At 73.5% G+C, this 16,796-nt stretch carries 15 protein-coding genes, 1 tRNA gene and 1 other RNA gene; 12 read left to right on the forward strand and 5 right to left on the reverse strand.

What is annotated here, in order from left to right:
* Nucleotides 1-28: 28 nt before the first annotated feature.
* Nucleotides 29-646 carry a hypothetical protein gene (locus ABZ495_RS02050; protein ID WP_359833980.1) on the forward strand — a complete coding sequence of 206 codons (618 nt, stop codon included), beginning with the start codon at nt 29-31 and terminating at the stop codon, nt 644-646.
* Nucleotides 647-766: 120 nt separating this feature from the next.
* Nucleotides 767-1,195, forward strand: a complete 429-nt coding sequence (locus tag ABZ495_RS02055; protein WP_359833982.1) for a hypothetical protein — start codon at nt 767-769, stop codon at nt 1,193-1,195.
* A gap of 95 nt (nt 1,196-1,290) precedes the next feature.
* Here ABZ495_RS02055 and ABZ495_RS02060 read toward each other — a convergent pair.
* Nucleotides 1,291-1,375: transfer RNA gene (locus ABZ495_RS02060), tRNA-Ser, on the reverse strand.
* 144 nt (nt 1,376-1,519) lie between these two features.
* Between ABZ495_RS02060 and ffs the strand changes: the two genes are divergently transcribed.
* From ffs to ABZ495_RS02110, 10 genes are all read left to right on the forward strand, one after another.
* Nucleotides 1,520-1,610, forward strand: an RNA gene (ffs, locus tag ABZ495_RS02065) — signal recognition particle sRNA small type.
* A gap of 72 nt (nt 1,611-1,682) precedes the next feature.
* Nucleotides 1,683-3,848, forward strand: coding sequence for a DNA polymerase III subunit gamma and tau (locus tag ABZ495_RS02070; protein ID WP_359833984.1), 2,166 nt, complete (start codon nt 1,683-1,685; stop codon nt 3,846-3,848).
* 224 nt (nt 3,849-4,072) lie between these two features.
* Nucleotides 4,073-4,414 (forward strand): YbaB/EbfC family nucleoid-associated protein, encoded by a 342-nt coding sequence (locus ABZ495_RS02075; protein ID WP_329488611.1) that lies wholly within the window; start codon nt 4,073-4,075, stop codon nt 4,412-4,414.
* A gap of 187 nt (nt 4,415-4,601) precedes the next feature.
* Nucleotides 4,602-5,201 carry a recombination mediator RecR gene (recR, locus tag ABZ495_RS02080; RefSeq protein ID WP_329488609.1) on the forward strand — a complete coding sequence of 200 codons (600 nt, stop codon included), beginning with the start codon at nt 4,602-4,604 and terminating at the stop codon, nt 5,199-5,201.
* Nucleotides 5,194-5,904: a DUF5063 domain-containing protein gene (locus tag ABZ495_RS02085; protein WP_329488607.1), complete on the forward strand. Its 711-nt coding sequence runs from the start codon at nt 5,194-5,196 to the stop codon at nt 5,902-5,904. Before recR ends, ABZ495_RS02085 begins: the two co-directional genes overlap by 8 nt.
* 396 nt (nt 5,905-6,300) lie before the next feature.
* Nucleotides 6,301-7,581, forward strand: a complete 1,281-nt coding sequence (locus ABZ495_RS02090) for an aspartate kinase (protein ID WP_329488605.1) — start codon at nt 6,301-6,303, stop codon at nt 7,579-7,581.
* Complete coding sequence (locus ABZ495_RS02095; protein ID WP_359833985.1) at nt 7,578-8,630, forward strand: aspartate-semialdehyde dehydrogenase; 1,053 nt, start codon at nt 7,578-7,580, stop codon at nt 8,628-8,630. Before ABZ495_RS02090 ends, ABZ495_RS02095 begins: the two co-directional genes overlap by 4 nt.
* A 473-nt stretch (nt 8,631-9,103) precedes the next feature.
* The gene (locus tag ABZ495_RS02100) at nt 9,104-9,649 is read left to right on the forward strand and encodes a SigE family RNA polymerase sigma factor (protein WP_329492163.1); all 546 of its coding nucleotides are present in this window, start codon (nt 9,104-9,106) and stop codon (nt 9,647-9,649) included.
* Entirely contained in the window at nt 9,642-11,090 is a 1,449-nt protein-coding gene (locus tag ABZ495_RS02105) for a hypothetical protein (protein ID WP_359833987.1), read from the forward strand. Before ABZ495_RS02100 ends, ABZ495_RS02105 begins: the two co-directional genes overlap by 8 nt.
* Nucleotides 11,091-11,214: 124 nt before the next feature.
* Nucleotides 11,215-12,006 (forward strand): SURF1 family protein, encoded by a 792-nt coding sequence (locus ABZ495_RS02110; protein WP_359833989.1) that lies wholly within the window; start codon nt 11,215-11,217, stop codon nt 12,004-12,006.
* 113 nt (nt 12,007-12,119) lie between these two features.
* On the opposite strand, the gene ABZ495_RS02115 is transcribed toward ABZ495_RS02110, so the two are convergent.
* From ABZ495_RS02115 to ABZ495_RS02130, 4 genes are all read right to left on the reverse strand, one after another.
* The gene (locus ABZ495_RS02115; protein WP_359833991.1) at nt 12,120-12,704 is read right to left on the reverse strand and encodes a hypothetical protein; all 585 of its coding nucleotides are present in this window, start codon (nt 12,702-12,704) and stop codon (nt 12,120-12,122) included.
* A gap of 17 nt (nt 12,705-12,721) precedes the next feature.
* Nucleotides 12,722-14,602, reverse strand: coding sequence for a prolyl oligopeptidase family serine peptidase (locus tag ABZ495_RS02120; protein WP_359804109.1), 1,881 nt, complete (start codon nt 14,600-14,602; stop codon nt 12,722-12,724).
* Between the two features lie 82 nt (nt 14,603-14,684).
* Nucleotides 14,685-16,157 (reverse strand): MFS transporter, encoded by a 1,473-nt coding sequence (locus ABZ495_RS02125; RefSeq protein ID WP_359833993.1) that lies wholly within the window; start codon nt 16,155-16,157, stop codon nt 14,685-14,687.
* Nucleotides 16,158-16,321: 164 nt separating this feature from the next.
* Nucleotides 16,322-16,699, reverse strand: coding sequence for a nuclear transport factor 2 family protein (locus tag ABZ495_RS02130; protein WP_352290558.1), 378 nt, complete (start codon nt 16,697-16,699; stop codon nt 16,322-16,324).
* Nucleotides 16,700-16,796 lie beyond the last annotated feature (97 nt).

Here is a 16,796-nt window from a genome sequence, read left to right on the forward strand (position 1 = left end):
TCCGACGCGGATCTTAGGCTTGGGTGCTGTGACTGAGATTCTCACGCTCGCACTTTCGGCTGTTGCCGTGCTAGTCAGCGTCGTGGCTGTTCTCTACAGCCGAAACCAGACTCGTGTGGCCGCTGCACAGCTTCAGCTTGCTCAGCAGATTCGCCGAGAGGGTTCGGAGCCATGCGTGATGGCGGACATCGTCCCCCAACGCGGGGGTTCGGGCCTGCTCATGTTCCGAATCGAGAACGTAGGCCCCTCCCTTGCTCGGGACGTGCAGTTCACTGTCTCACCGCCGCTTCAAGGCGGAGAATCGGAGGAATGGGATCAAAGACTGGCCAGGGTCGTGGCACGCAAGATCCCTGCCCTCCCTCCCCAACGGCACATCGAGTGGCACTTCGCTTTCGGGCCGCGCCTGTTCGAAAATTCGAGCCTTCCACGGCAGTACACCGTGACGGTTACGGCGGCCGGGCCCTTCGGGCCCATGGAGCCTCTGACCTACGACATCGACCTGGACGCCATCGATGCGTCGGCAATCGAGAGCGGAACGATCGAAGCCTCCCTGGCGAAGATCGCCGACCACGCCAAGGTGTTGGGGAACATCCCGCGTGAGATCAGATCGGTGGCAGATGCACTTCGCGAGCGCGATGACACCTGACGTACGGCGTACTCGCCCTTCTGGTGAACCGGTGAGTCCAGTGACAGCTTGGGTGTCTACTGCCTGATCTGAGGCTAGGGTGACCGCCCACTACCATCACCACGATTCCCCAGGAGCCTCATGGAATCGATAGTCCCCATCCCCGACGGTGTCAGCTGGCAGGACTGGCTGGTCCGGCAAACCGAGCGTTCGGATGACGTCGGCGGTCTCGCACGCCTGCTTCTCGATGACATCCGGGGAGGCCAGAACGCCCTCGACTTTGGGGCGCGACGGACCCAGGACACGCTTCAGCAGGCGTTCGCGGACTTCAACGCGGACACCGAAGGTCAAACGATCCTCGACAGGCCGGCCAGCTTCGTGATGGCGCCGCAGAACGGACTGATCGCGCTGGTGGAGAACTGGATCGCGACGGGCCAGGCGCCTCCGTTCGAGGTCGAGTCCCTGCTGGAGCACTTGCGCCTGGCCAAGGAGCTGATGCGCAGGATCGACGAGAAGCCTGATGCGGATGGGATCGCCCAGCTCGCTCGTCGCCTTGAGGACCTGCTCTGAGCGTGGCAGTTCTTCGCCTGAACTGAGACCAGGGCACGAAGAAGGCCCCGACCGGAACCCGGTCGGGGCCTTTCGTTTGCCCTGGCGGGCGGGTGCGGAGGATACGAGATTCGAACTCGTGAGGGGTTGCCCCCAACACGCTTTCCAAGCGTGCGCCCTAGGCCTCTAGGCGAATCCTCCGTGGGAGAGCTTAGTACATGTTCGGGGGTGGTTGCGACCACGTATGTCGAGGGTGGTCCGGGGGTGTGGCCTGCGGATCGCGGAGCGGGGGTGGGGAGGGTGGGTGGTGGAGGACGGGGGCCGGGATCCGGTACTGTGGGTGTCAGCCCCTCGTGTGGCGTTATCTCTCTGAACCCCCCCAGGGCCGGAAGGCAGCAAGGGTAGGAGGGCTCTGGCGGGTGCGCGGGGGGTCTTTGCGTTCCCGGGGGCGGGCGGGGGCCGTTGAGGGGCGACGCGTTTGTCGGCTCGTCCCGATATCGTCGGTGGTGTGTCCCTAGCCCTGTACCGCCGCTATCGCCCCGAGACTTTCGCCGAGGTCATCGGGCAGGAGCACGTGACCGCTCCGCTCCAGCAGGCCCTGCGCAACAACAGGGTCAACCACGCCTACCTGTTCAGCGGCCCGCGCGGTTGCGGGAAGACGACGAGCGCGCGCATCCTGGCCCGCTGCCTGAACTGCGCGCAGGGGCCGACGCCGACGCCGTGCGGTGAGTGCCAGTCCTGCCGTGACCTGGCAACGGGCGGGCCCGGTTCGATCGACGTCATCGAGATCGACGCCGCCTCGCACGGTGGTGTGGACGATGCCCGTGAGCTGCGGGAGCGCGCGTTCTTCGCGCCGGTGCACAGCAGGTACAAGATCTTCATCCTGGACGAGGCGCACATGGTGACCTCGGCCGGCTTCAACGCGCTGCTGAAGGTGGTGGAGGAGCCGCCGGAGCACCTCAAGTTCATCTTCGCGACCACGGAGCCGGAGAAGGTGATCGGGACGATCCGCTCCCGGACGCACCACTACCCGTTCCGGCTGGTGCCGCCCGGCACGCTGCGCGACTACCTGGCGGAGGTCTGCGGCCGGGAGCAGATCCAGGTGGAGGACTCCGTCTTCCCGCTGGTGGTCCGGGCCGGGGCCGGGTCGGTGCGTGACTCGATGTCGGTGATGGACCAGCTGCTCGCGGGTGCGACCGAGGGCGGTGTGACCTACCAGATGGCCACCGCGCTGCTCGGGTACACGGACTCCGCGCTGCTGGACGAGGTGGTGGACGCCTTCGCGGGGCAGGACGGCGCGACGGTGTTCCAGGTGATCGACCGGGTGGTCGAGGGCGGGCACGATCCGCGCCGGTTCGTGACGGACCTGCTGGAGCGGCTCCGGGACCTGGTGATCCTGGCCACGGTGCCGGACGCCGGGGAGAAGGGGCTGATCGACGCCCCGGCGGACCGGGTCGCGGTGATGCAGGCGCAGGCGGACGCGTTCGGCGCGGCCGAGCTCAGCCGGGCCGCGGACATCGTCAACACCGGGCTGACCGAGATGCGCGGGAACGCGGCGCCCCGGCTGCAGCTGGAGCTGATCTGCGCCCGGGTGATGCTGCCGGGCGCGTACAGCGACGAGCTGTCGTTGCAGGCGCGGCTGGACAAGCTGGAGCGCCGGGCGGCCACCGGGGGCTTCGCGGCCCCTATGCAGGCTCCCGCCATGCAGACCCCGGCGCAGACCCCTGTGATGCACGCGCCTGCCCTGCAGGCTCCCGCCGTACAGGCCCCCCAGGCGGAGGCCGTCCCGGTGCAGGCGCCGGCAGCGCCCGCGGCCCCGGCGCAGGAGGCCCCGGCAGCGCCCGCGCCGGGTGCGTGGCCGATCCCGCGCAGCTTCTCCCCGGGCGGGGGTGCGCCCGCCCCGGTGGCGGCGCCGCCCGTGCAGCAGGCTCCCGCGCCCGTCCAGGCCGCCCCGGTGGCCGCGCCCGCCCCCGCTCCGGCCGCCGCGGCCGGCGGCGGGCAGCCGTCGGGCGCCGCCCAGCAGGGGGCCGGGCAAGTCCGGCAGATGTGGCCGCAGATCCTGGAGGCGGTGAAGAACCGCCGCCGCTTCACCTGGATCCTGCTCAGCCAGAACGGCCAGGTGGCCGGGTTCGACGGCAGCGTGCTCCAGGTGTCCTTCATCAACGCGGGCGCGCGGGACAGCTTCGTCAGCAGCAACAGCGACGACGTACTGCGCCAGGCGCTGGCGGACGCGCTCGGTGTGGACTGGCGGATCGAGTGCATCATCGACCCGTCGGGCGGCTCCGGCGGGACCGGCGGCGCCGGGGGCGGGAATCCCGGCGGCAGCGGCTCCGGCAATCCGGGCAGCCCCGGTGGTTCCACCGGCGGCTGGGGCGCCCCACCGGCGCGTCCGGCGGCGCCCGCGCCTGCGGTTCAGGCCGCCGCCCCGGCGCCCGTACCGGCGCCCGCGCCGATGGCCACGCCCCCCGCGATGCCGCCCGCGCCGGTACCTCCGCCGGTGCAGGCCCCGTCGGCTCCGCCGGCCGGGCGCCCGGCGCAGTCGGTCGCGCTGGAGGACGACATCCCGGAGGAGGACGACCCGGAGCTCAAGGAGGAGACGTTCTCCGGCCAGGAGCTGATCATCCGCGAGCTGGGCGCGACGGTGCTGCAGGAGATCCGCCACGGCGGGAACTGACCGGCGGGTGGGCGGCGCGCCGGCAGGGGCGGCCGGCGAGTCCGCGGCCCGAGCGGGACCAGGCCGGTGACCGATCGGACGCCCGGCACCGGTAGCACGTAGGCTCGGTGCGACGACGCGGCGACGTCCGCGCGACGCCGGGCCGGCACGGCCGGCGGCGCGGTCGGCGCAGGCGTGCCAGGACGAAGCGAAGCACGACGGACGCAGAACGCAAGGAGTGAGCCGTGTTCCCCGGTGGTGGCCAGCCCAACATGCAGCAGCTGCTCAAGCAGGCGCAGAAGATGCAGCAGGACCTCGCCCAGGCGCAGCAGGAGCTGGCCGAGACGAAGGTGAACGGTTCGGCGGGCGGTGGCCTGGTCGAGGCCACCGTGACCGGTGCCGGTGAGCTGGTGGCCCTGGCCATCGCGCCGGCCGCCGTCGACCCGGAGGACACCGAGACCCTGGCCGACCTGATCCTCGCGGCCGTCCGGGACGCCAACCAGGCGGCGCAGAAGCTGCAGGCCGAGCGGATGGGCCCGCTGACCCAGGGCTTGGGCGGCGGCGGAATCCCCGGTCTGCCGTTCTGACCTGGTCGGATGGCCGAATCGGGGCGGAAAGACCGAAGTCATGAAGGTCTGAAGTTCGGATAACAGACCTGTGTGATTTATGCGGGAGTAGGGCGTCGGGCGGTGTGCCCGGCGCCCGATTCGTTGGATGATGGCACCGGGACATCGGGCAACCGGTGCACCACAGACCCCTGAGGGAAGGCGCGACGTGTACGAGGGCGTGGTTCAGGACCTGATCGACGAACTGGGCAGGCTGCCCGGCGTCGGGCCCAAGAGCGCGCAGCGGATCGCCTTCCACATCCTGCAGGCAGACCCCACCGACGTCCGCCGGCTGGCGCACTCGTTGCTGGAGGTCAAGGACAAGGTCCGGTTCTGCGCGACCTGCGGCAATGTCGCGGAGGCCGAGCAGTGCCGGGTCTGTCTCGACCCGCGCCGCGACCTCGCGGTGATCTGCGTGGTCGAGGAGCCCAAGGACGTCGTCGCGATCGAGCGCACCCGCGAGTTCCGCGGCCGGTACCACGTACTGGGCGGCGCGATCAGCCCGATCGAGGGCGTCGGCCCGGACGACCTGCGGATCCGCGAGCTGCTGGCGCGCCTCGCGGACGGCACGGTCACCGAGCTGATCCTGGCCACCGACCCCAACCTGGAGGGGGAGGCGACCGCCACCTATCTGGCCCGGCTCTGCAAGCCGATGGGCCTGAAGGTGACCCGGCTGGCGAGCGGTCTGCCCGTCGGCGGGGATCTGGAGTACGCGGACGAAGTGACCCTCGGCCGCGCCTTCGAAGGGAGACGACTGCTCGATGTCTGACCGGACGATCAACCAGCAGCCCCACACGCCCCACCAGGCAGGCCCGCAGCAGGACCGGCCCGCCCCGCACGTCCATGCGCACGGCTCGGAGCCGGACGACTTCGCGGTGCAGATCGCGGACTCGGTGGAGAGCTTCGTGCTCGCCGTCACCGAGGTCGCCAAGGGCGACGAGCCCGGCAGCGCCGTCTCGCTGCTCCTCCTGGAGGTCTCGCAGCTGCTGCTGGCCGGCGGTCGGCTCGGCGCGATCGAGGACGTCGTCCCGGAGGACCGCTTCGAGCCCGACACCGGTCCGGAGCCGGACAGCGAGCAGCTGCGCGAGCGGCTGGCCGTGCTCCTCGCGCCGATCGACGTCTACCACGAGGTCTTCGACCCGTACGGGCCGCCGGAGAAGCCGAACGCCTTCCGGATCTCGGACGACCTGGCCGGCGTGGTCAGCGAGCTCCAGCACGGGCTCACCCACTACCGCGAGGGGCGGGTCAGCGAGGCGCTCTGGTGGTGGCAGTTCTCGTACCTCTCCAACTGGGGCACGACCTGCTCGGCGGTGCTGCGGGCGCTGCAGTCGCTGATCGCCCACGTCCGGCTGGACAGCCCGATCGGGGCGGTGCCGGACGGGGCGGACACCGACGACGACGGGCTCACCGACGAGCAGCTGGAGCAGCAGGCCGGCGACCTGATGGCGGCCGAGCTGGGCCTGGGCCGGTAGCAGACCGGGCCGCCGTACGACGGGCGGCACGAGCAGTGCGGGCGGCACAGGCAGCACAGGCGGCACGGTGACGGGCAGCCCCGGAGGCGGGGAACGGGCGGGGAACGGGCGGGGAACGGACTGTGACGGACGCCTCAGGGATTCCGGTGGAAGGGAAAACCCCGGGGCCGCCGTCCGTTCGTCCGCCGATTCTCCGGAGCCGCACCGGAAAGCCCGCAGACCTGCCGGTCGCCACCCCCGAACCGCCGCCCACCTGCTGAAACGGGCGTCTCATCATATGGAAAGCGGCAGTCGCGGCACCCCCGCTCGGTAGACTGGCGCGGACCGCACAACCCCCGCCACCCGGGGGTGCGGGGGCCCAGAGCCCCCGGAAACGACACAAGTCGAGGAGCGCACGTGGGCCTTGTCGTGCAGAAGTACGGCGGCTCATCCGTTGCGGATGCCGAAGGCATCAAGCGCGTGGCCCGTCGAATCGTTGACGCCAAGAAGGCCGGCCATGAGGTCGTCGTCGTGGTGTCCGCGATGGGCGACACGACGGACGAGCTCATCGAACTCGCGGAGCAGGTGTCACCCCTCCCTGCCGGCCGTGAGTTCGACATGCTGCTGACCGCTGGAGAGCGCATCTCCATGGCGCTGCTGGCCATGGCGATCAAATCCCTGGGTCACGAGGCCCAGTCCTTCACGGGCAGCCAGGCCGGTGTCATCACCGACTCCGTCCACAACAAGGCGCGCATCATCGACGTGACGCCGGGCCGCATCCGCACCGCCCTGGACGAGGGCAACATCGCGATCGTGGCCGGTTTCCAGGGCGTCTCGCAGACCGGCAAGGACATCACCACGCTCGGTCGCGGCGGCTCGGACACCACCGCCGTCGCCCTCGCCGCGGCCCTCCGGGCCGAGGTCTGCGAGATCTACACCGACGTGGACGGCGTGTTCACCGCCGACCCGCGCGTGGTGAAGAAGGCCCGCAAGATCGACTGGATCGCCTACGAGGACATGCTGGAGCTGGCCTCGTCCGGCTCCAAGGTGCTGCTCGACCGCTGCGTGGAGTACGCCCGGCGCTACAACATCCCGATTCACGTACGCTCGTCCTTCTCGGGTCTTCCCGGGACGATCGTCAGCAACGACAACCCGAACCAGCCCGAAGGGGGCGAGATGGAGCAGGCCATCATCTCCGGAGTCGCCCACGACACTTCCGAGGCCAAGGTCACGGTCGTCGGCGTGCCGGACAAGCCGGGCGAGGCGGCGCGCATCTTCCGCGCCATCGCCGACGCCGAGGTCAACATCGACATGGTGGTGCAGAACGTCTCGGCCGCCGCGACCGGGCTGACCGACATCTCCTTCACGCTGCCGAAGACCGAGGGCCAGAAGGCCATCGACGCGCTCGGCCGGGTCAAGGAGGGCATCGGCTACGAGTCGCTGCGCTACGACGACGCGATCGGCAAGATCTCCCTGGTCGGCGCCGGCATGCGCTCCAACCCGGGGGTCACCGCGACCTTCTTCGAGGCGCTCTCCGAGGCCGGCGTCAACATCGAGCTGATCTCCACCTCGGAGATCCGCATCTCGGTCGTCACCCGGGCCGACGACGTCAACGAGGCCGTGCGCGCCGTCCACAGCGCCTTCGGGCTGGACAGCGAGTCGGACGAGGCGGTCGTCTACGGAGGCACCGGGCGATGACCCGCCGGCCGAACCTCGCCGTCGTCGGCGCCACCGGCGCGGTCGGCGAGGTGCTGCTCGGCCTGCTCTCCCTCCGCCAGGACATCTGGGGCGAGGTGCGCCTCGTCGCCTCCCCGCGCTCGGCCGGCCGCAAGCTGACCGTGCGCGGGGAGTCCGTCGAGGTGCTCCCGCTCACCGAGGAGGCCTTCGAGGGGATCGACGTCGCGCTGTTCGACGTGCCCGACGAGGTCTCCGCCCGGTGGGCGCCGATCGCCGCCGCCAAGGGCGTGGTGGTGGTCGACAACTCCGGCGCGTTCCGGATGGACGGGGACGTCCCGCTGGTCGTCCCCGAGGTCAACGCGGCGGCGGCCCGGATGCGGCCGCGCGGCATCGTGGCCGGTCCCAACTGCTCCACATTGGCGATGATCGCCGCGATCGGCGCGCTGCACGCCGAGTACGGGCTCAGCGAACTGGTGGTCGCCTCCTACCAGGCGGCCTCCGGCGAGGGCCGCTCCGGGGTGGACGCGCTGCGCGCCCAGGTCGCGCTGGTGGCGGGCACCGAGGTCGGCGAGCAGACCGGCGACCTGCGTGCCGTGATCGCCGACAACGGCCCGTTCGCCGCCCCGCTGGCGTTCAACGCGGTGCCCTGGGCGGGCGCGCTGATGGACGGCGGCTGGTCGTCCGAGGAGCTGAAGCTCCGCGACGAGTCGCGCAAGATCCTCGGCCTGCCGGCCCTGCGGGTCTCCGCGACCTGCGTCCGCATCCCGGTGGTGCGCACCCACGCGCTGGCCGTGCACGCGGTCTTCGAGCGCGAGGTCACCCAGGAGCACGCGCAGCAGATCCTCCGGGACGCCCCCGGCGTGGTGCTGTACGACGACCCGGCGGCCGGGGAGTTCCCCACTCCGAACGACGTGGTCGGCACCGATCCGGTCTGGGTCGGGCGGGTGCGGCGGGCGCTGGACGATCCGGCGGCGCTGGACCTGTTCCTCTGCGGTGACAACCTGCGCAAGGGCGCGGCGCTCAACGCCCTGCAGATCGCCGAGCTGGTGGCGGGCGAACTCCTCGTCTGACGCGCCGTGGGCCGGGGCGGGGCCGCGAGGCCCCGGACGGCCGGGTGGAGGCGGGTGACGCCGGACGACGCGGGGGCCGGATGAACCGTCGGAACGGAACCGACCGTGAGACCGGTAGGGGCCGGGGACGGGAATGGATCGTGTGCCTCCGTAAGGCTCCAAGGGTCGGAGCGGGACTGGGGCGGGACCGGACGGGCTCCGAAAGCGGCGAGAACCGTGAGACGTCGTGAGATTCCGTGCGCCTTCTGCGGTCCTTCGGAGATCACTTGCCCAATCCGCCGGAATCCCCTGGAGCGGGCCGCCGCCCGTACGCGAGAATGTTCCGTGGGCTGGGGCAACCATGACAGGGGATCGAGTGTCCAACGGGCGTGGCGAACGTGATGGTGGGGGCAGGGGCGGGCATCTCGGCAGCGGCCGTGGTGACGTTCTCGCCGCGTGCCCAGCGGCCTGCGGATAGGCCGGAAGACAGCCAGATGACGGCGGTCGCACCCGGCACGGCGGGCTCCGGCGCCGGTACCGGCGCGGGTACCAGCGAGGACCTGCTCACCGAGACGTACCAGGCCCACTACCGCTCCCTGTTGCGGCTGGCGGCGCTGCTCCTCGACGACCTCTCGACCTGCGAGGATGTGGTCCAGGAGGCGTTCATCCGGGTGCATTCGGCACGCCGCCGGGTACGCGAGCCGGAGAAGACGCTCGCCTACCTGCGGCAGACCGTGGTCAACCTGTCCCGCTCCACGCTGCGACGGCGGATCCTCGGCCTGCGGCTGCTGCCGAAGCCGATGCCTGACATGGCCAGTGCAGAAGAAGGAGCCTACGATGCGCTGGAGCGCGACCAGTTGAAGGCCGCGCTGCGTGGTCTGCAACGTCGTCAGCGGGAGGTTCTGGTGCTCCGTTACTTCGTGGACATGACGGAGGCACAGGTCGCGGATACCTTGGGCATCTCGCTCGGCTCGGTGAAGGCCTACGGCTCGCGAGGGATCGCCGCGCTGCGGGTCCAGATGGAGGCCGGGCATGGCTGACGACCGGATCGGTACGGGCGGTGGCCCGGACGGGAACGGCCCGACGGCGCAGGGCCCGAGAGCGGACGGTCCTGACATGCGCGGGCCGAAGGCGCCCGGTCCGAAGACGCTCGGCCCGACGCCCGGTCCTGACGCACCCGGTCCTGACGCACCCGGTCCTGACGCATTCGGTCCGAAGGCGCTGGGCCCCGACGCGCTCGCCCCGAAGCCCGACGGGCCGCCCACCGACGGGCTCGACACCGACGAGCTGCTGGTCCGCGTGCTGCTGCAGCGCGCCGTGGCCGAGGTGCAGCCCGACCCCGCCGGACTGCACCGGATCCGCCGCGCGGTACCCCGGCGGCGGGCCGCCCGGCGCGGCGCCTGGACCGCGGCCGCCGCACTGGCCGTCGCGGTGGCGATCGGCCTGCCGGCCCTGCACGACGACGACCACCTCGGACTCTCCGGCGGCCCCGGCACCCCCGGCGCGTCCGGCGCGACGCCCTCGGCCACCGTCGAGGGTACGGCCGGCACCGACGCCGCGGGCCCGAACGCGCTGCCGCACCCCGAGGCCAGTGGTTCACCGGGCGCCGGCAGCCCGTCCGGCTCGGCGAGCACCCCGCCGCGCCCGGGAGCCAGCAGCGCCGACGCCGGGGCGGGCGCGTCCGCCCGGCCCAGCGCCTCCAGCACCGGCGGGGGCGACGACGCGCCCGTACCGCTCTGTCTCCGGGGCGACCTCGGGCAGGGGACGGCCAGGGTCGGCGCGGCCGACGGGGACGGGCGGATCTACGGGTACTTCACGGTGGTCAACACCTCCGCGCACACCTGCCGGCTCGGCGGGCCGGGCTCGGTCGCGGTGACCGGTGCCACCGGGACGGACCAGTCCCGGATCCGGGTGACCGACCACACGGCGGACGATCCGGCGACCGACCTGCCCGCCCCGCGACCGGGCGGCGGCGACGGCCCCGGGCTGCTCCTTGCACCGCAGGCCGCCTACCGGGTGGACTTCGGCTGGGTGCCGGACGGCGGCGGCTGCCGGACCGCGGGCGGCGTCTCGCCCAGTGCGACGGCCGGCCAGAGCGGTCCGGGCAGCTCCGGTTCGGGCGGCGCCCAGGCGTTGCGGTCCGGCGGACCGGGCGGCTCGGCCGCGGGCTCCGGCACGGGCGCCGTCGCCCCGGCGATCGGAGCCTCGGCGGCACCGACCGGGGCGCCCCCGGCATCCGCCACCCCGACGGCGGGCCCGACCACGGCGCCGAGCCCCTCGGCCACCCCGACCTCCGGCCCCACCGCGCCGCCGGCCGGCGTCACCCTCGCGCACACCCCGGCGCCGGGCAGCCCGAGCGCCGCCTCCGTCGTCCTGCCGGGGGCCTGCTCGGGCACGGTCTACCGCACGGTGCCGCAGGCCGTCGTGGCGCCCACCCCGACCGGGACCTCGGCGCCGTCCACCTCGCCGTCCTCCGACTGACCCCGCCGCCGGGTGCCGGCCCGCTCGTGCGGGCCCCGGCCGCGGTGCCCGGCCCCGGTCCGGGCGGGCGTGGCGGGGGCCCCTGTGGTCGGGCGGGGTGTGAGGACTGGTTACCGTGGGGGGTGTGTACCGGTTCCTCCTCACTCCGCGCTGGCTGAGCGGCACCGCGCTGGCCGTCGCGGCCGTGGCGGTGTGCGTCTGGCTCGGCTCCTGGCAGCTCGGCCGGTTCGAGGACAAGGTCTCCTCGCATCAGGAGATCAGCAAGGCGGTGGACGACGCCGGCACGGCCGCGCCGCTCGGCGAACTGCTCGGCCCCGACCGGCCGCAGGTCACCACCGACACCGTCGGCCGGGCCGTGACGGTGTCCGGGACCTTCGACCAGGAACACCAGCTGCTCGTGCCCAACCGGGTGCTGGACGGCAAGCAGGGCTACTACGTGCTCACCCCGCTGCGCACCGACGACGGCCGGATCGTCGCGGTGGTTCGCGGCTGGGCGCCGGGCACGCCCGCCGAGGGCGCGGCCGCCACGGCGCTGCCGCCGGCCGGCGAGGTCACGGTGGCCGGGCGGTTGCAGGCCGGCGAGAGCAGCGGCAGCGGCGGCGCCGTGGCCGGCGGGCTCCCGGCCGGACAGCTCGGCACGATCAACAAGGCCTCGCTCGTCAACAAGCTCTCCTACGAGGGCTGGTACGACGGCTGGGTGTCCTCGGACACCGTGCCGGCGGGGCTGACCCCGGTGCCGACCGTGCAGCCGCAGGGCGGCGACGGCCTCAGCCTGCGGGCGTTCCAGAACCTCGGGTACACCCTGGAGTGGTTCGTCTTCGGCGGCTTCGTCGTCTTCATGTGGTTCCGCCTGGTGCGACGCGAGGCGGAGGCCGAGCAGGACCGGGCCCTCGGGCTGGACCCGGTCCTGGAGTAGCCCCGGCCGGGGTGCGAGCGGCCGCCCGGGGCGGGTTCGGCGCTCCGGACGCCGGGCTCAGCCCTCCGGACCCAGCTCGCCGGACGCGGGGCTGATCGCTCCGGACGCCGGGCTCAGCGTGAGGGCTTCGCCGGCGGGACGGCCGGCTTGGACGGCAGAACGGGCGCCGTCGGCACGGCCGGCGTCGGGTGCGGAGTCGCCGCGGGCGGGGACCAGGGTGTGCCGGACGGGGTCGAGGACGGCGAGACCGTCGGGGGCGGGTTGCCGCACCGGCCGCTCCCGCTCCCGCTGCCGCTGTCGTCGTCCGAGTCGTAGTGGTCGGTGTGGTGGCGGGTGCTGCGCCCGCTCTTGGAGCTCTTCGACCCCTTGGACCCGGACGACTTGGACGAGGCGAGCACGACCGCCCCGTCACCGGCGTCGGCCCGCGTGACGTCCGTGACGGCCGTGACGTTTGTGACGGCCGCACCTGACGCACCTGACGCACCTGACACGCCCACCGCGACGTCGGCCGCGCGGAAGACCGCCCGGACGGCCGGGCCCCCCGCCGCCCCGGCCGCGGCCGTCGTCGCGGTGGCCGTCGCCGTGGCGGTCGCCGTCGGCCGGCTGGACGGCGGCAGCGGCGGCGGGCAGGCCGCGTCGCTGCCGTCCTGACCCGAGCAGCCGGTGAGCGCGAGCGCCCCGGCCACCCCCACCCCCATGAGCGTCAGCCGACGTCTCACCCCTTGCCCCCGTCGCTCGGCTCGCCCTGACCCGCCCCGGCGCTCCCCGCGCCCAGGTGCCGCCGGACGAAGTCGATCTCCAGCCGCAGCTGCTTGATCCGCTCCTCCACCACCAGCGAGCCGTGCCCGGCGTCGTACCGGTAGACCTCGTGCGGCCGGCCCAGCTGCTCCAGCCGCTCCACGTAGTTCTCGATCTGCCGGATCGGGCAGCGCGGGTCGTTCACCCCGGCGCTGATGTAGACCGGCACCCGGACCCGCTCGACGTAGGTCAGCGGCGAGGAGGCGGTCCAGCGCTCGGGCACCTCGGTCGGTGTGCCGCCGAAGAGCGTGCGGTCCAGGGACTTCAGCGCCTCCATCTCGTCGTCGTACGCCGTCAGGTAGTCGGCGACCGGGACGGCGGCGACGCCGAGGGTCCAGTTCTCCGGCTGCACGCCGAGGCCGAGCAGGGTGAGGTAGCCGCCCCACGAGCCGCCGGTGAGCACCAGCCGCTCCGGGTCGGCGAGCCCGCTCGCTACCGCCCAGGCGCGGACGGCGGCGATGTCCTCCAGCTCGATCAGGCCGACCCGCTCGTGCAGCGCGTCCGTCCAGGCCTGGCCGTAGCCGGTGGAGCCGCGGTAGTTGACCCGGACCACCGCGAAGCCGTGGTCCAGCCAGGCGGCCGGGCCGGCGGCGAAGGAGTCGCTGTCGTGGTGGGTCGGTCCGCCGTGGACGTCGAAGACGGTCGGGAACGGGCCGTCGCCGACCGGGCGCTGGACCAGTGCGTGCACCCGGCCGCCCGGGCCGTCCACCCAGACGTCCTCGACCGGTACCGAGCCCGGCGGCACCGGGCCCGGCGCCCGCAGGACGACCGTGCCGGCGGTGGACCGGACGGCGGACGGCTCGGCGGCGGAGGACCAGAGGAACTCCACCGTGCCGTCCGGGCGGGCGGTCGCGCCGCCGACGGTGCCGCGCGGGGTCTCCAGCCGGGTCAGTACCCCGGTGTCGAGGGCGTACGAGAACAGCTCGCTGCGCGCCTCGTACTCGTGCTCGACCAGCAGCGCGCGGGCGTCGGGGCGCCACTGGGCGGAGACGTCGCCGGGCAGCTCGCGGCCCTGCTCGTCGCGGAGCGCCAGCGCGGTCTCGGCCCCCGTGGCCACGTCCCAGATCATCGGCTCCCAGCGGCCGGTGCGCTGGTGGGCGACCAGCAGCCGGGTGTCGCCGTCGACCGGTGCGAAGCCGAGGCAGGCGATGCCGCGCGGCTCCGGGTGCCCGGTGACCTCGTCCAGCTCGGCGACGGTCGCGCCGTCGGCGAGCCGGACGACCCGCAGCGCCGAGTGCATCGCGTCGCCGTGCTCGGTGTGGTCGATGGCGAGCAGCGCGCTGTCGTAGCTGAGGTCGCCGATGCCGCCGTACTCCTCGTGGCGGTAGATCTCCACCGCCTCGGCCGCGCCCGGGCGGCGCAGGTGGAGGGTGGTGCCGTGCTCGTCGGTGGAGCGGCCTACCACGACCGTGCCGTCCCGGCCGAGGGCGAGGCCCGCGGAGTAGGAGGCGGCCAGGCCGGGCACGGCCTCCTCGTCGGGAGAGCCGGCGCCGTCCTCCGGGCGGCCGGCGAACGGCTGGCGGCGCCAGATCCCGAACTCGTCCCCGTCGTTGTCGTCGAACCACCAGATCCACGCGCCGTCGGGCGACAGCTCGGCGTCGGTGGTGCCGTTCGGCCGGTCGGTGACCTGCCGGTGGGTGTCGGTGGCGCGGTCCCAGGCGTACACCTCGTAGGTACCGGTCGCGTTGGACACGTACAGCGACCGGTCGGGGGCGTCCTCCGCCCAGTCCGGGAGGGAAACCCTGGCTGCCCTGAACCGCTGCTCCCACGCCGGTACGGCGCTCTTCTCCTCGCTCATCCACCCATCCAACCCGATCGGGGGGAGTGAACGGAACGGGCGGGTGGACCGGGACCGGTCCACCCGCCCTGCCGCGCTCCCCTCAGGGCGTCCGGCGGGGCAGCAGCTGCACCAGGCCCACCAGCAGCAACTCCAGCACCGCCAGCGCGGCGACGCTGCGCTCCAGGGCGGTGACCGGGTCGCCGGCGCCGTAGTGGACGATCCCGATCAGCGCGATCCCGAGCGCCCCGGCGACCTGCTGCACGGTGGCCAACAGCCCCGCGGCCGACCCGACCAGCCGGGGCTCGACCGAGGCCAGCACGACGCTGGTCACCGGGGCGATCACCAGCCCCATCCCGAGACCGTCCACGAACAGGCCCGGCGCCAGCCACCAGACGCCGCCGGTCGTCCCACCGGCGTGGACGGCGAGGCCGAGCAGGCCCAGCCCGCCGGCCATCAGCAGCCCGCCGAGCGCGATCGCCTGGCGGCCGAGGCGGGCGGCGACGCGGTGCGCCGTGGTGGAGGTGAGCAGGTAGCCGGCGCCGATCGCGGTGAAGACCAGGCCGGAGCCGAGGGCGTCCAGGCCGCGGCCCTGCTGCAGGTGCAGGGCGAGCACCAGGAAGAACGACGCCTGGCCGAGCCAGAAGGCGAGTTGGGCGAGCAGCCCGGCGGCGAAGGCCCGGCTCCGGAAGAGACCGGTGTCGACCAGCGGCGTCCCGGTGTGCCGGTGCTGGTGGACGGCGAAGCCGACGAGCAGGGCGAGGGCGGCGCCCAGGCAGAGCCAGGTCCAGAGCGGCCAGCCGGCCTCGCGGCCCTGGATCAGCGGCAGCACCAGGCCGGTCAGCGCGACGGTGACGAGCAGGACGCCCACCGGGTCCAGCCCGGGGCGGTGCGGGGCGCGGGACTCCGGCAAGCAGCGGCGGACCAGGCCCAGCGCGGCCAGGCCGACCGGCAGGTTGAGCAGGAAGCAGCTGCGCCAGTCCAGGCCGAAGAGGTCCGCGCGGATCAGCGCGCCGCCGATCAGCTGGCCGAACACCGCGCCCACGCCCATCGTCAGCCCGTACATCGCGAACGCCCGGGCCTGCGCCGCACCGCTGAACGCGGTGCGCAGGATGGCCAGCACCTGCGGGCCCATCAGCGCCGCCGCCAGCCCCTGCGCGATCCGGGCGCCGACCAGGGCGGCGGCGGTCGGGGCCAGGCCGCAGCCGGCCGAGGCGAGCGTGAACAGGGCCAGGCCGAGGGCGAACACCCGGCGCCGCCCGTAGCGGTCGCCCAGCCGGCCGGCGGTGATCAGCCCGGCGGCCAGCGCCAGGGCGAAACCGGCGATCACCCACTGGACGGCGGCCGGGCCGGCGCCCAGGTCGGCCTGGACGGACGGGACGGCGACGTTCACCACGAAGACGTCGAGGGCGGTCATGAAGGTGGCGGTCAGGACGACCGGCAGCAGGCCCCGGGTGGCGGGCGCCGTGGCCCGGGCCGCAGCCCCGGCCGCGACCGGGCTCGTGGGCAGGGCGGTGCGGGTGGGCGGGGCGGTGCTCGTGGGCAGGCCGGTAGGCGCGGGCGGGGCGGTGTTCATCGCGGGCTCTCCTCGGCGGTTTCGGGAGCGGTTTCGGGAGCGGGGCGGGGGCCGGGCGTGGGTGCGCACGGCGTCGGCCGGGCGAGGGTCGGCCGGGCGAGGGGCGGCCGGGTGCGGGCGCGGGGGCGGGTGCGTCGCCCGCCCCCGTTGCCTCCTCCGGCGGCTCAGGCGCCCGGGACGCGGTCCAGGAAGCCGTACACCGAGGCGATCCGGCCGTCCGGACCGGCGACCAGCACGTCGAACCCGACCACCAGGGCCTCCCCGCCCGCCGGTCCGAGGTTCCAGGTGAACCGGGCGATGTCGTGGTGCGCGTCGACCGGACCGAGGGTGAACTCCAGGCCGGGGAACTGCGCCTGGGCCGCGCCGATCAGGGCGTCGACGCCGTCCCGGCCGGTGACGGCGGCCAGCGGGTCGGTGTAGCTGCCGTCCTCGGCCCACGCCTCGTCGACCAGCTTGCGGCGGGCGGCCGGGTCGGTCTCGTTCCAGGCGGCGAGGTAGCGCTCGGCGAGCCGGTGGAGGTCGGTCACCTGAATGTCGTTCATCGTCTTCTCCCGTGTCCTGCTGGGTGGTTCGGCGGGTCGTTCCCGCTGCTCATGAAGGTACGGACGACGCCCGGTCGGCGAATCCGTCACGGATAGG

It is taken from the genome of Kitasatospora sp. NPDC005748 (assembly GCF_040630735.1).
Lineage (GTDB): Bacteria > Actinomycetota > Actinomycetes > Streptomycetales > Streptomycetaceae > Kitasatospora.